General features: G+C 71.8%; 14 protein-coding genes and 1 tRNA gene. 6 read left to right on the top strand and 9 right to left on the bottom strand.

The window, feature by feature from the left end; translation table 11 throughout:
- Nucleotides 1–192: 192 nt before the first annotated feature.
- Together AC061S_RS35100 and AC061S_RS35095 are read right to left on the bottom strand one after the other, a co-directional pair.
- Complete coding sequence (locus AC061S_RS35100; RefSeq protein ID WP_385372615.1) at nucleotides 193–759, bottom strand: GPR1/FUN34/YaaH family transporter; 567 nt, start codon at nucleotides 757–759, stop codon at nucleotides 193–195.
- Nucleotides 760–858: 99 nt separating this feature from the next.
- Entirely contained in the window at nucleotides 859–1389 is a 531-nt protein-coding gene (locus AC061S_RS35095; RefSeq protein WP_214951587.1) for a universal stress protein, read from the bottom strand.
- 532 nt (nucleotides 1390–1921) lie between these two features.
- Here AC061S_RS35095 and AC061S_RS35090 point away from each other — a divergent pair.
- From AC061S_RS35090 to AC061S_RS35075, 4 genes are all read left to right on the top strand, one after another.
- Nucleotides 1922–2200, top strand: a complete 279-nt coding sequence (locus AC061S_RS35090; protein WP_478689924.1) for a hypothetical protein — start codon at nucleotides 1922–1924, stop codon at nucleotides 2198–2200.
- 376 nt (nucleotides 2201–2576) lie between these two features.
- On the top strand, nucleotides 2577–3746 hold the full coding sequence (locus tag AC061S_RS35085) for a helix-turn-helix domain-containing protein (protein ID WP_422522592.1): 1170 nt from the start codon (nucleotides 2577–2579) through the stop codon (nucleotides 3744–3746).
- Between the two features lie 82 nt (nucleotides 3747–3828).
- On the top strand, nucleotides 3829–4431 hold the full coding sequence (gene orn, locus AC061S_RS35080; RefSeq protein ID WP_250741286.1) for an oligoribonuclease: 603 nt from the start codon (nucleotides 3829–3831) through the stop codon (nucleotides 4429–4431).
- Nucleotides 4432–4527: 96 nt separating this feature from the next.
- Nucleotides 4528–4600, top strand: a tRNA-His gene (locus AC061S_RS35075).
- 70 nt (nucleotides 4601–4670) lie between these two features.
- Here AC061S_RS35075 and AC061S_RS35070 read toward each other — a convergent pair.
- Complete coding sequence (locus AC061S_RS35070; protein ID WP_478689923.1) at nucleotides 4671–6434, bottom strand: NlpC/P60 family protein; 1764 nt, start codon at nucleotides 6432–6434, stop codon at nucleotides 4671–4673.
- Between the two features lie 192 nt (nucleotides 6435–6626).
- Here AC061S_RS35070 and AC061S_RS35065 point away from each other — a divergent pair, with 192 nt between their 5' ends.
- Nucleotides 6627–7937, top strand: a complete 1311-nt coding sequence (locus tag AC061S_RS35065; protein WP_478689922.1) for an MFS transporter — start codon at nucleotides 6627–6629, stop codon at nucleotides 7935–7937.
- On the opposite strand, the gene AC061S_RS35060 is transcribed toward AC061S_RS35065, so the two are convergent.
- The 6 genes from AC061S_RS35060 to AC061S_RS35035 all read right to left on the bottom strand — a co-directional run bounded on the left by AC061S_RS35060 (nucleotide 7855) and on the right by AC061S_RS35035 (nucleotide 11998).
- Nucleotides 7855–8154 (bottom strand): hypothetical protein, encoded by a 300-nt coding sequence (locus AC061S_RS35060; RefSeq protein WP_478689921.1) that lies wholly within the window; start codon nucleotides 8152–8154, stop codon nucleotides 7855–7857. The two genes, AC061S_RS35065 and AC061S_RS35060, sit on opposite strands and share 83 nt — an antisense overlap.
- A 79-nt stretch (nucleotides 8155–8233) precedes the next feature.
- The gene (locus tag AC061S_RS35055; protein ID WP_478689920.1) at nucleotides 8234–8908 is read right to left on the bottom strand and encodes an NADPH-dependent F420 reductase; all 675 of its coding nucleotides are present in this window, start codon (nucleotides 8906–8908) and stop codon (nucleotides 8234–8236) included.
- 133 nt (nucleotides 8909–9041) lie between these two features.
- Nucleotides 9042–9683 (bottom strand): disulfide bond formation protein B, encoded by a 642-nt coding sequence (locus AC061S_RS35050; protein WP_478689919.1) that lies wholly within the window; start codon nucleotides 9681–9683, stop codon nucleotides 9042–9044.
- Nucleotides 9684–9694: 11 nt separating this feature from the next.
- A complete protein-coding gene (locus AC061S_RS35045; RefSeq protein ID WP_478689918.1) occupies nucleotides 9695–9859 on the bottom strand; it encodes a DUF5993 family protein in 165 nt (54 codons plus the stop codon).
- Nucleotides 9860–9927: 68 nt separating this feature from the next.
- Nucleotides 9928–11301 carry a sensor histidine kinase gene (locus tag AC061S_RS35040; RefSeq protein WP_478689917.1) on the bottom strand — a complete coding sequence of 458 codons (1374 nt, stop codon included), beginning with the start codon at nucleotides 11299–11301 and terminating at the stop codon, nucleotides 9928–9930.
- 7 nt (nucleotides 11302–11308) lie between these two features.
- Complete coding sequence (locus tag AC061S_RS35035; RefSeq protein ID WP_250741272.1) at nucleotides 11309–11998, bottom strand: response regulator transcription factor; 690 nt, start codon at nucleotides 11996–11998, stop codon at nucleotides 11309–11311.
- A gap of 79 nt (nucleotides 11999–12077) precedes the next feature.
- Here AC061S_RS35035 and AC061S_RS35030 point away from each other — a divergent pair, with 79 nt between their 5' ends.
- A complete protein-coding gene (locus AC061S_RS35030; protein WP_478689916.1) occupies nucleotides 12078–12629 on the top strand; it encodes a hypothetical protein in 552 nt (183 codons plus the stop codon).
- Nucleotides 12630–12654 lie beyond the last annotated feature (25 nt).

The following is a 12654-nucleotide window of genomic DNA, read 5'->3' as shown; positions in this document are numbered from 1 at the left end:
GAGCCGGGAGTATGCCGCCCGCTCACGAGCGAGCTTCTTACGTCCCTGCGGCTGCCGGTCCTCGCGGATCTCGAAGCCCATGCCACCCCTTGAACTGGGGTGTTGCAACGACTCCTAGAACCCAAGATCCCCCGGGGGCCTTTTCGTGTGGTGCGTGGTGCGTGGTGCGTGTGGTGCGTGGTGGTTGGTCCGTCAGCTCGCGGCGACCGCTCCGCGCGAACCCTTTCCGAAGGCCATCGGCCAGCTCGCCAGCGCCGCGGTGGCCCCGTACCAGGCCAGCAGTCCGGAGAGCGCCGCCACCCAGCCGGCCGCCTTGGCCAGCCCGTCGCTCTCGGCGAAGGTGCCTATCGCCAGGAGCAGCAGGGAGAGGGTGAACAGGCCGTACACGCCCTGACCGAACAGCCCGCCCGAGGCGGCGGCGGTGAGGGTCAGCGCCAGCATGGCGAACAGCACGAGGAACATTCCGGCCGCGTCTGCCGAAACCTTTCCGTCGGCCCCGTTGGCCCAGATGAACCAGAAGGTGCCGATGCCCGCGAAGGCCGTGCCGTTGAAGCCGTTGCCACCGCGGTACTCGAGGACTCCGAGGACGAACAGGGCGAGCCCGCCGAGGTACATGGCGAGCGAAACGGAGTTGGCTGCGGTCACACCGTCGATGATGCCGGTGGTGCCGATACCGAACGCGAGAAGGGTGAGACCCAGGGCGATGTGCCCGAGGGTCGAAGTCGAGGCCGTGCTTCCCGCAGAGACACCGTTGTCCACGGCGGGCTCCCTTCGATCTGCAGTTGTTTGCTGCGTCCCAGCAGCCTTTATCTACCCCTTACATGGGGGTGCACAACCGCACAATCGACATACAGTCGGTTACGGGATGACAACGACCGGTCGCTGCGCCCGCTTCGCCAGCCGGCCCGCCACCGATCCGAAGATCCGGCCGACGATGCCGTGCGTGGAGCCGACCACGATGGCGTCCGCCGAGTACTCCCGGCCGACCTCCTCCAGCTCGTGGCAGATGTCCCCGCCCCGCTCGACGAGGATCCACGGAACCTCGGAGAGGTAGTCCGCGCAGGCCAGCTCCAGCCCCAGCACCTCGGTGCGGTGGTCCGGCACGTCCACGAAGACCGGCGGCTCGCAGCCGGCCCACACGGTGGTGGGCAGCCGGTTCGCGACGTGGACGATGATCAGGCCGGAGCCTGAGCGACGGGCCATGCCGATCGCGTACGCGAGGGCGCGCTCACTGGACGTGGATCCGTCGAAGCCCACCACGACCCCGTGCCGGAAGGCCGGGTCGCAGGGATGACGTGGTTGTTCCACCGCGCGCAGGTCGGCCGATTCGGGATCGGCGAGGCGTTTGCGCTTACGGTCCGCGGGTTCGGAGAATTCGTGACCGGCCATGGGTGTCTCGGCGAAGAGGTCCTCAGGGGAAGGGACAAGGGGACGGGGCGCCAGTAGGCGGAAGCGACGATACAAGCGGGACGATTCCAGAAAACGACAACTCAGTGTGACCGAGCTCTGTCCGGGAAGCATCTTCCCAAGCCCATACCCACCAGGGTACGGCGACACTCCTGTGCTGCACAGGTCATGCCGCCCTTGGAGAGCGTCCCAGGGAGCATGCCGCAGCCACGCCTCCTTGGCAATGTCCGCTGCCCCCTACAGCCAGTGACGAGGAGCACCCCATCGGGTGTGCGCCACCCGTGCGCGCAGTGACCGAGCCGCGCCGCGCGCCGTTGGACACGAGTCCGACCGTCCAGGAAGAGCCCGCAGGGAGCACGCCGTGCCCGGTCATCCGCGAGGCCATCGAGGTCTTGGCCCCGTCCAGCCCGCTCAGTCGCCCGCTCAGCCGACGCAGTCCGTCCACATGCCGCCCCCTCCCCTTCACTCGTCCGTGCAGCCCGCCCGGGGGTCACACGAGGACCCCGCGGGTGACGTGGTGCGCTGGGCGGCCTTCAGCTGCCTGCTCGTCCCCGTGGTCCTCGTCGTCTACGGGACCTCCTTCGGCGGGGCCGCCGTCGCCACCCTCGGCCTGGCGGCCGTCACGGCGGCCTGCCGGGTGCTGCTGCGCCACTCGGAGCAGGCGGAGCGGAATGCCGCGCGGATCCTCTCGGAGGACCGGTTGCCGCCCGCGCATCGGGGCCGGCACTCGCGCGCCGGGGCCGGAACGCAGCGCGGATGTCAGGTTTCCGGCGGGATGTCCTCTCGCGACTGACCGATTCGCACATCCACACCCGCATGTTTTCAGCCAACTTCCCGGCAGGTCGCCCCCCTTGCCGGAATGTCCCCCCGACCCCCTCACCATCAGCGACTACGCCGCCACGGGGGGGCTTTGACCCTACGAGTACTGGCCATGGCCGGACAGTGCGCTTTCCACCCGGGTAGCGGAGTGGAACGCTTCCTGATCGAATGCTTTTCGCCAAGTTGCCAAGTCGACATAGCGCTGCGTGCTGAACTTGTCACGCCGACACCACGGGACGCAGTAGATTCGATCATGTATTTACGGCGGGGGAGCCACGTGCAAGGCCGAGGGGATACGTGCAGGTGCGACCAGACCAAGGAGTCGCGACACCCAAGGGGGGCTTAGCGCCATGAGCCAGGATTCCACCGCCGTCGTCGTAGACGGCAGGAAGCTCGCGGGGCGTCGCCGCAGGGAGATCGTCGCGGTGCTGCTCTTCAGCGGCGGACCGATCTTCGAGAGCTCCATTCCACTTTCCGTGTTCGGCATTGACCGGCAGGACGCGGGAGTTCCACGCTACCGACTGCTCGTGTGCGCCGGTGAGGACGGTCCGCTGCGGACCACCGGCGGACTCGAACTGACCGCGCCATACGGGTTGGAGGCGATCGCCCGGGCAGGCACGGTCGTCGTGCCCGCGTGGCGTTCCATCACCTCACCGCCGCCGCCGGAGGCGCTCGAAGCGCTGCGCCTGGCGCACGAGGAGGGTGCCCGGATCGTCGGACTGTGCACGGGGGCATTCGTGCTCGCCGCCGCCGGTCTGCTGGACGGCCGGCCCGCGACGACGCACTGGATGTACGCGCCGACGCTGGCCAAGCGCTACCCGTCCGTCCACGTCGATCCGCGCGAGCTGTTCGTCGACGACGGCGACGTGCTGACGTCCGCGGGCACCGCGGCCGGAATCGATCTGTGCCTGCACATCGTGCGCACGGACCACGGCAGCGAGGCGGCGGGTGCACTGGCCCGCAGGCTCGTCGTCCCGCCGCGCCGCACGGGTGGCCAGGAACGCTACCTCGACCGGTCGCTGCCGGAGGAGATCGGCGCCGACCCGCTGGCCGAGGTCGTCGCCTGGGCACTGGAGCACCTCCACGAGCAGTTCGACGTGGAGACGCTGGCCGCGCGCGCCTACATGAGCAGGCGCACGTTCGACCGGCGGTTCCGCTCGCTCACGGGCAGCGCGCCGCTGCAGTGGCTGATCACCCAGCGGGTGCTCCAGGCACAGCGGCTGCTGGAGACCTCCGACTACTCGGTCGACGAGGTCGCCGGACGCTGCGGGTTCCGCTCGCCGGTCGCGCTGCGCGGGCACTTCCGCCGCCAGCTGGGGTCCTCCCCGGCCGCCTACCGCTCCGCCTACCGGGCTCGCCGCCCGCAGGCGGACGTGGTCCAGGTGGCTCAGCTCTCGGACTCGCCGGTCCCGCACCAGCGCACTCCGCAGCCCCAGCGGGCCGCCGCGGCGCTGGCCGCGGCCGGTCCCACGGTGACGGAGCTGTACGCCCCGGGCCGGGTGCTGCGCGAGCACGCGTAACGAGGTCCCGGGAAGGTCCCCCGCGTCTGTGGTCACCTCGGTGGTCGCCGATGCGGGGGACCTTCCGCATAAGGTGGGGCGCATGAACGATCGCATGGTGTGGATCGACTGCGAGATGACCGGGCTCTCGTTGACGGACGACGCACTTATCGAGGTGGCCGCACTGGTCACCGACTCGGAGCTCAACGTGCTCGGCGAAGGCGTGGACATTGTGATCCGCCCGCCGGACGCGGCCCTGGAAACCATGCCCGACGTGGTGCGCGAGATGCACACGGCGTCCGGCCTGCTCGACGAGCTGGCCGGCGGGACCACCCTCGCGGATGCGGAGGCACAGGTCCTGGCCTACGTACGGGAACACGTGAAGGAACCCCGCAAGGCCCCGCTCTGCGGAAACACGGTCGGCACCGACCGCGGCTTCCTGCTGCGCGACATGGCCGCGCTGGAGGGGTACCTGCACTACCGGATCGTGGACGTGTCCTCGATCAAGGAGCTGGCACGCCGCTGGTACCCGCGCGCCTACTTCAACAGCCCGCCGAAGAACGGCAACCACCGGGCGCTCGCGGACATCAAGGAGTCCATCGCCGAGCTGCGCTACTACCGGGAGGCGGTCTTCGTGCCGCAGCCCGGTCCGGACTCGGACACGGCGCGCACCATCGCCGCCAAGCACGTCGTCCCCGGCGCCTAGCACCCACCGGAGAGGGGGGCGGGGAATGGGGGGAGCGAGCACCCTCCCGGACCCTGTACCCTTTTCTTCGGCCGGTCGGTTTTCCGACCGGACATGGTGGGTGTAGCTCAGTTGGTAGAGCACCTGGTTGTGGTCCAGGTGGCCGCGGGTTCAAGTCCCGTCACTCACCCTGTTGAAAGGCCCCGTCCCGCGCAAGCGGACCGGGGCCTTTCTCTTTGACCTACGTGGTCAGCCCGGTCTCAGATGCGGTGGACCGTGCGGAGCGACGTCGCGTAATTGCCCGTGCCGTCGAGGAGCGAGGTACCGCCCAGGTCGGCCATGGTGGGACCGTTGCCGGTCTTGCGGCTGGAGAGGAAGCGGCGCTTCCCCTCGATGTCCAGGCCGAGGTAGATGCCGACGTGGTCCACGGGGTAGTCGTCCTCCGGCCTGGGGTCGGTGGCGTCGAACAGGACCAAGTCCCCCGGCTGGATCGGGGCGTCCGCCACAAGGGCCTTGTTGTCGTCCGGCTTGGTCGCGACGCCCACCCCGGGGGCGTGGCCGACCATGGCACCCGACTGGCGGGGCAGTGCCGCCTTCGCCGAATTGTTGCCGTCGTGCATGGGGACGCCCATGTGGTAGCCGTAGACCATCCGCACGTACCCCGAGCAGTCGAGGTTCTTGCCCTGGCCCGGCTTCGCCACCTCCACCGAGGTGCGGTCGGGGAAGTACCAGTTCCGCTCCATGTAGTCATTGAAGTCCGCACCGACCGGGCGCAGCCCCTCCTCGTCCAGCTGGCCGTATCCGGCCGCGCCCATGACCTGCGCGCCGGTGGCCTGGGCGGTGGCGCTGGTGACCGCCGGAACACCCGCGAGGAACATGGCCGCGTGGGCCAGGACGTCCGGGCTGGGGGAACCGGCCCAGCCGCGGATGGTCTGCTCCAGGGCCTGGGTCCAGGTGCCGTCGAAGGGCGCGGGGAGGACGCGTACCCAGCTGTCGTGGGTGACGGTCGCCGGCTGCTCCCAGGTCGAGGCGTCGACCCTGAAGCTGCTCACGATCAGCTTGGGCGCGTTGGTGCAACCGGTGTTGGCCAGTGCCCGCACGCCCACCCGCCCCTTGGGGAAGGTGCTGTCCGTGTCCGTGGTGTCCACGGCCCAGCCGGGCTCGGTGGTGCCCGTACGCCAGGCCTTGACCTGTATGCGGGGACCCTCGCGGCGCACGCGGATCGTGAAGTTGGTGTTCTCCGGGATTCCGGTGCCGACGACGATGGGGGCGGTGGCACCCAACGGGAGCCGGGTGACCGAGTTGAGGTGCTCCCTCTCGACGCGCAGTTCCACCACATTCGTGGTCAGGAAGGACAGCCTGGCCCGGTAGCTGTTGTCGATGTCCTTGTAGCCGAAGGACAGCGCGAACGAGCAGGCCTGGCCCTCGGGCACCTTGTCGAACTTTGCGGTCATGCTGACGTCGACGTCCGTGATCTGGCTGTCCACGAGCGTGGCGTGGCGGCTCGCGTCTACGCTGCTGAGCTTGATGGTGCCACTGCCCGGCGCCACCGCGAAGTCGGCGGCGTGAGGGTCCTCGGTGGACCAGCTGCCGCCGCCGGGGGACATCCCCCAGCCCGAGACGGTGCGCTGGAATTCGTCCACGAAGGACTTCTTGTTCTCGATGAAGGTGCGCTCGGCGCCCTTGAGGACCACCGTGCGGGCGCCCTTGGTCAGGACGGCCACGTGCTGGGAGCCGGCGGTGACCTCGAGGCGCTCAGGGGTCCCCGGCAGCACCTTCGTGGTGAAGGTGCCGAGGGCGACCTCTCGGTAGAAGTTGGGGTCCAGCCCGGCGACCCATACGGCGGACCGGGGCGAGGTGAGCGTGCCCGTGCCCGCGGGCAGGGTCGAAGCGGCCGGCGCGAGGGTGGGCGCGGCCACGGCGGCGGATCTGGGCGAGGCCGCGGCGGTCAGGGTGCCGAGTGGAACGGAGGCTGCGGCACCGGCGAAAACGGCAAGGACGTTGCGGCGAGAAGTGTTTGACATGCGGCAATGATCTACGGGCCGTCAGCTGGAGCAGTCACCGCCCCCTCGAGTTCGCAGGAGCCGCCTGGGCGCGGAAGGGATCGGCGCCGTCCGTGGGTACCGAACCGGAGGCTCCGGCATTAGCCTCCCGCCCAACGGGCAACAGCGCGCGCCGGAGAAACGGGAGGGTCGGCGTGCGGCTGGAGGTTGTCCGTGCCCACGCCGTTGCCCACACCGTCCCCCACCTCCACGGCCCCGCCCGTGCCCGCCGGCTTCCGCGGGGTGTTCGCCCTCGGCGGCCCCGCCCTGCCCGTCTACGGGTTCCTGGCCCGGCTCCCCGCCGCGCTGTGCCCCATCGGCACCCTGCTGCTCATCAACGAGCGCGTCGGCATCGGCGACGCCGGGACCATCGCCGCCGCCCTCTGGCTCGGCCAGGCCCTCGGCGGCCCGGTCATCGGCCGGCTCGCGGACCGGCGCGGCCACCGGCCCGTCCTGCTGGTCGCCTGCGCCGCGAACGCCGCCGTGCTCCTCGCCCTCGTCGCCGCCGTCCTCGGCGGGCTGCCGCTCGCCGCCCGCATCGCGCTCGCCGTCGCCGCCGGCCTCACGGCGGCGCAGGTCGGGCCGCTGGCCCGGGCCCGGTGGGCGCGGCTGGCCGGAGAGGACAAGGCCCTGGTCGGGGCCGCGCTCTCCTTCGACACCACCCTCGACGAGGTCGGCTTCATGGTGGGGCCCGCGCTGGCCGGGATCCTCGCGGTGACCGTCCATCCCGCGTCGGCCCTGATCCTCGCGGCCGCCCTGGGCCTGGTGTTCGGGACGCTCTTCGCCGTGCACCGCACGGCGCCCGGGCCGACGGGACCGGGCGCCGCAGCGCGGGGCGGCGTACGGCTGTGGTCTCCGGGGCTCGCACTGCTGTTCGTCGTGGCCGTCCTGCAGGGCGCCGCCTGGAGCGGGGCCAACACCGGGGTCAACGCGCTCGCCGTGGCGGTGGGCTCCCCCGGGGCCGCCGGGCTCGTCTGGGCCGCCATGGCCGTGACCAGCTCGGTCGCCGGCTTCGTGACCGTGGCCCGGCCCGGAACGGCCGGCCTGACCGTCCGGCTGCGCTGGAGCATCGCCGCTCAGGCGCTGCTGACGCTTCCGCTGCTCGCCGTCTCCGGCCTGTGGGGCGCGGCCTTCGCCGTCGCCGGCATCGGGCTGGCGGTCGCCCCGCACCTCATCGCGCTGTTCGGCCTCGTGGAACGGGCCGGCCCCGCGCGGCGGATGGGTGAGGCCATGACCCTGGCCGGCAGCGGTCTGATCATCGGCCAGGCGCTGGCCGCGGCGGCCGCCGGTCCGCTCGCCGCGGCGTACGGCCACCAGGCGGCCTTCGCCATCTCGTGCGCGGCCGCGGCCGCCTCCGCGGTGCTGGTGTGGGCGGCCGCCGACCGGGTGCTGGGTGCGGGGCTCAGCCCGAGCTCTTCATCGCCGCCAGCCCCTTCGCCAGGTCCTCTGCGTTCATCACCGGGCCGACCTCCAGCTCGGCGTTGAACTGCAGGAACAGGTCCTCCATCAGGGGCGGCATCTGGGAACTGTCCTGGAGGTCGAAGACCATCCAGCAGGACCGGACGCCCTCGTGGAGGCCGAAGTAGGCGGCCTCCGGCTTCACGGCCTCCATGAGCTTCTTGATGGCCGCCGGAAGGGCGCCGCTCTTGATGCCCTCGTTCGTCGCCGCCGTGTCCAAGTGGGCCCTGAGCATGACTCTCATGCGCGGCTCCTTTCGTCACGGCCACCCTGAGCGCGCGTGCGGGAGGCGGCAACATCTCCGCCTCCGTCCGGGCGCGGGGCTACTCCGTCCGGTTCGCGCCCTGGATGTGGAAGTTGAAGTCCGTGTGCCCGAGGGCCCCCATCAGCCGGAGCCAGACCGGCAGCAGCATCTCGGTACCGCGCGCCGTCTCGATGCCGCCCAGGTCGATGACGGTGTGCTCGCGCCAGTCGAAGGAGTACAGGAGCTCCCGTACGGCCTTCTTGGCCCCGGCGTCCTCACCCGAGAGGAAGACGGTGTGGTCGCCGGGGACCCTGGCCGGGTCGACCATGACCTGGCAGTTCATCGTGTTCAGCGTCTTGACCACGCGCAGCCCCGGGAAGGTCCGCTGGATCAGCTCGCCCAGGCTGTCGCCGTCCACCGGGTCGAGCCCGGGCGGGAACCCGCGGGAGAAGTCCAGCGGGTTCGCGATGTCGATCAGGATCTTGCCGTCCAGGTGGGCGGCGTCCGCCTCCGTCAGGGCGGCCACGCTGACCTGCCCGCCCGTGGCGTTGACCAGCGCCTCGCCGAGCCGCGCCGCCTCCGCGAAGGGGACGAGGCCCGCCTCCGGGTGGGCCTGCTGCCACGTGGCGTACTCGGTGCGTTCGAGGGTGGCCCCGGGGTCCCGGGTGCCGATGACGACCTCGTGGCCGAGGGAGAGCAGCCGGGCTGCCACCGTACGGCCGACGATCCCGGTACCGAGCACTGCGTAGCGCATGACGCTTCCCATCGCAGACGGAAGGAACGGAAGGAACGGAAGGACCAAGGAGAGGGGCGGGGCGGGGGCGGCCCCACTCAAGCAGGTCGTACGGATTCCCGCGCGGAGGGCGTCAACTCCGCGCCAACCTCAGCTAGTCGAGGATCCCCACGTCGTAGAAGAACTGATAGCGCGTCGGGTCGTCCGGCAGGAACCAGTGGAAGCCCTCCTCCAGGAAGACGGCCACGACGTTCACCGCGATCACCAGACCCAGGAACCACAGGGCGGCCATCCCCACGGCGCGGTACGGACCCGGGTCCTGCGCCGGGACGGCCCGGTCCGCAGTGGCGTGGGCGAAGGCCAGGACGATGCCGACGGCGACGACCGAGGCCTGGAAGAGGATCCACGCCCAGACGTACAGGTGCAGGCCGAACACCTCGCTGCCGTACCCCTTGTCGCCGGGCAGGATGTGCAGCATCGTCTGGCGCCACGAGGCGAACGAGCCGGCGGTCACGGCGACCAGGGACAGGCCCCAGCCCATCATGTAGTCGCGGCCGGTCACCGCCCCGCGCGTCAGCGCCGTCCGGATGATGTGGGCCGCCCCCATCGCCGCCATCAGCATGAACATCCGCTGCACGATGCAGAGCGGGCACGGGTACTCCCACATCCCGAACTGGTAGAAGAGCCCGCCGCACACCACCCCCGTCCAGCCGATGGCGAAGGCGCACGCGAACCAGAACTGGACCCGGCCCAGCAGGCCGCCCCCCAGGGACGCCTCCGGGAGGAGGCTGGACATCGCGGCCACGGTCAGTAGCTCAAGGTGAGGGCGAGACCGCTGGTGATGTGGTGCGCCATCAGCAGGATCACGGCGAGGAGCATGAGCCACCAGGCGCCGAGCACGACGAACCGCGGGGCGTCCCGGTACATCGCGATCAGCGTGGCGAGGAGGCCGCCGAAGATGAGGGTGTCCATGGCGCGGACCGTACCGACAGGGGGACATGCCGGGCGCGCGGCGCGCCCCCGCCGGCCGCAGGGTTACGTCAGTTGCGTCGCCGCTTGCGTCGGCTGCGTCCGGGCCGCCCCGCGTCTCCCCGCGCCCGCCCGTCCAGCCCGATCCACACCCGCACCTCGGTGCCGCCGAGCACCGAGCGCCCCAGCCGCACGTCCCCGCCCGTCGACTCCGCGACCCGACGGACGATGTCCAGCCCCAGGCCCGTGGACCCGTCGCGGCCGCCGTCGTTGCCGCGCCGCAGGGCCGCGTCCGGATCGGCGATGCCGCCTCCCGCGTCCGAGACGAGCACGATGACCGCGTCCCCGGCGTCGTGGACGTCCACCGCGAAGGGGGTGCCCTCCGGGGTGTGCCGGAACACGTTGCCCAGCATGGCGTCCAGCGCCGCGGCGAGCTCCGGCCGGGCCACGGGGATCCGTACCGTACGGTCGACCCCCGCGAGCCGCACCTCGCGGCCCTCGTCCTCCGCCAGCGCCGACCAGAACCCCATCCGGTCGCGGATCACCTCGGAGGCGTCGCAGCCCGCGCCCGGCCCCTGCGCGGCGGCCGGCCGCTGCTCGCGGGCCGTACGGATGATCGTGTCGACCTCCCGCTCCAGCTGCTCCACGGCCGCCCGGGTCTGCTCCGCCGCCGGGCCGTCGCCCAGCGAGGCCGCGTTGAGCCGCAGCACGGTCAGCGGGGTCCGCAGCCGGTGCGACAGGTCGGCGGCCAGTTCCCGCTCGTTGGCCAGGAGTTCCACCACCTGGTCCGCCATCGAGTTGAACGCGACGGCCGCCGAGCGGAGTTCCTTCGGCCCGTCCTCCGGGACCCGTGCCCCCAGCCGCCCCTCGCCCAGCCGGTGCGCGGCGTCCGCGAGCCGCTCGGCCGGCCGCACCAGGCGGGCGCCGAGCCGGTCCGCGACCGCCACCGAGCCCACGACCAGGGCGAGGCCGACGCCCGCGAGGACCACCCAGGCGGTGGCGACCCCATTGCTGACCTCGCGCTCCGGGACGAGGATCTCCACCACGGCGATGTCCCCGGAGCCGAGCGCCACGGGCTGGAGCAGCGCGAAGCCGCCGCCCGCCACCGGGGCCGTCGCGGCCCGGCCGATCCGCCGGGTCTCGGAGACGGCGCGCTCGCCGGCCCAGCCGTCCCCGATGTCCACGCGCGGGGTGTCCCCGACGGCCGGCACGTGGACGGCCATCCGCCGGTCGGCGCCCATCTGCGTGGACTCCACGGCCTTGCGCAACTGCACCGGGTCGGTGGTGATGGACAGCGTCGGCCCGATGGTGGCGGCCTGCCGCTCGGCGTTGGAGAACGCCCGGTCGCTGGCCATCTCCTGGACGACCAGCCCGAGCGGTACGGCGAAGGCCACGACCACCATCACGGTGACCGCGAGGCACACCCTGACCAGCGCCCACCTCATCGGCGCGTCACTGCGGCGGCTCCAGCTTGACCCCGACCCCCCGCAGCGTGTGCAGGTAGCGCGGACTGGCGGCGGTCTCGCCGAGCTTGCGGCGCAGCCACGACAGGTGGACGTCGATGGTCTGGTCGTCGCCGTAGGACTGCTGCCAGACCTCGGCGAGCAGCTCCCGGCGGGCCACGACCACGCCCGGCCGCCCGGCCAGGAAGGCCAGCAGGTCGAACTCCCGCCGCGTGAGGTCCAGTACGGCCCCGTCCAGCTCGGCCTGGCGGCGCAGCGGGTCGATGGCGAGGCCGCCGACGCGCAGCACGCGCGAGGGCGGTTCCGCGCCGGCGGCGGAGCGGGCGCGGCGCAGGACGGCGGCCATCCGGGCGGAGAGGTGTTCCACGGAGAAGGGTTTGGTCAGGTAGTCGTCGGCGCCGTCGTTGAGCAGCCGGACGATCTCCGCCTCGTCGTCGCGGGCGGTCGCGATGATCACGGGCACGTCGGTGATCCCGCGCAGCATCTTGAGCGCCTCGGCCCCGTCCAGGTCGGGCAGTCCGAGGTCGAGGATCACCACGTCGAAGCGGTTGTGGGCGACCTCGCGCAGCGCCTCCAGGGCGGTGCCGACGCTGCGCACGGTGTGCGAGGCCTCGGTCAGGTGCCGGATGAGGGCGGAACGTACGAACTGGTCGTCCTCGACCACGAGCACACTAGCCATGGCCCGCACCGTAGCCCATTCGGGGGAGGCCGAGGGGTGCCGGGCCAGGTCTGGGGCAGGTGGTGCAGTATGGCCCCCGATGCGACGAGGACTTGTCGGTAAAGCAGTCGGCCATGCGGGGGCCTGGACCCTGGCGACCGGGGCGGCGGTGACGCTGTCCTGGTGGGGTGTGCACTCGGTCATGTCCGGTACCGCCTACGATCCGCCGCTCGCGGTGCCGCTGGCCACGCAGCCCCTCTCCTCCTCCACGCACCGGGCGCAGCCGCCGGAGCCGTCGCCCTCCTCGGCGCCATCCCCGTCCCCGTCCTCCTCTCCGTCCGCGTCGGCGTCGGCGTCCTCCTCCCCGTCCGCCTCCGCCAAGGCCTCCGCGCCGCCCACCCCGCAGCCGCAGCGGCAGGGGGCCCCGAGCGGGAACGTGAAGGCGTACAGCGTCTCCGGCGGCCGGGTCGTCTTCGATCTCGGCGCCTCCTCCGCCGAGCTGGTCTCGGCGACCCCGCTGGCCGGCTGGCGGATGCAGGTCTGGAAGCAGCCGTCGTGGATCCGCGTCACCTTCACCCGTGACGGCCGCGAGGTGTCGGTGTTCTGCACCTGGCACGACCACCCGCCGCTGGTGGAGATCGTCGATCCGTAGGGGGTGTCCTGTCGATCGGGCCCGC

The sequence above is a fragment of the Streptomyces sp. CA189 genome (genome assembly GCF_056428985.1).
Note: the sequence above shows the minus strand (reverse complement) of the source record. Positions and strands in the feature narration are given on the sequence as shown.

Coding starts and splice junctions, on each gene's coding strand:
- AC061S_RS35095 (WP_214951587.1), bottom strand. CDS start 1,389: ATGGCCGGTCACGAATTCTCCGAACCCGCGGACCGTAAGCGCAAACGC.
- AC061S_RS35085 (WP_422522592.1), top strand. CDS start 2,577: ATGAGCCAGGATTCCACCGCCGTCGTCGTAGACGGCAGGAAGCTCGCG.
- orn (WP_250741286.1), top strand. CDS start 3,829: ATGAACGATCGCATGGTGTGGATCGACTGCGAGATGACCGGGCTCTCG.
- AC061S_RS35070 (WP_478689923.1), bottom strand. CDS start 6,434: ATGTCAAACACTTCTCGCCGCAACGTCCTTGCCGTTTTCGCCGGTGCC.
- AC061S_RS35060 (WP_478689921.1), bottom strand. CDS start 8,154: ATGAGAGTCATGCTCAGGGCCCACTTGGACACGGCGGCGACGAACGAG.
- AC061S_RS35055 (WP_478689920.1), bottom strand. CDS start 8,908: ATGCGCTACGCAGTGCTCGGTACCGGGATCGTCGGCCGTACGGTGGCA.
- AC061S_RS35050 (WP_478689919.1), bottom strand. CDS start 9,683: ATGTCCAGCCTCCTCCCGGAGGCGTCCCTGGGGGGCGGCCTGCTGGGC.
- AC061S_RS35045 (WP_478689918.1), bottom strand. CDS start 9,859: ATGGACACCCTCATCTTCGGCGGCCTCCTCGCCACGCTGATCGCGATG.
- AC061S_RS35040 (WP_478689917.1), bottom strand. CDS start 11,301: ATGAGGTGGGCGCTGGTCAGGGTGTGCCTCGCGGTCACCGTGATGGTG.
- AC061S_RS35035 (WP_250741272.1), bottom strand. CDS start 11,998: ATGGCTAGTGTGCTCGTGGTCGAGGACGACCAGTTCGTACGTTCCGCC.
- AC061S_RS35030 (WP_478689916.1), top strand. CDS start 12,078: ATGCGACGAGGACTTGTCGGTAAAGCAGTCGGCCATGCGGGGGCCTGG.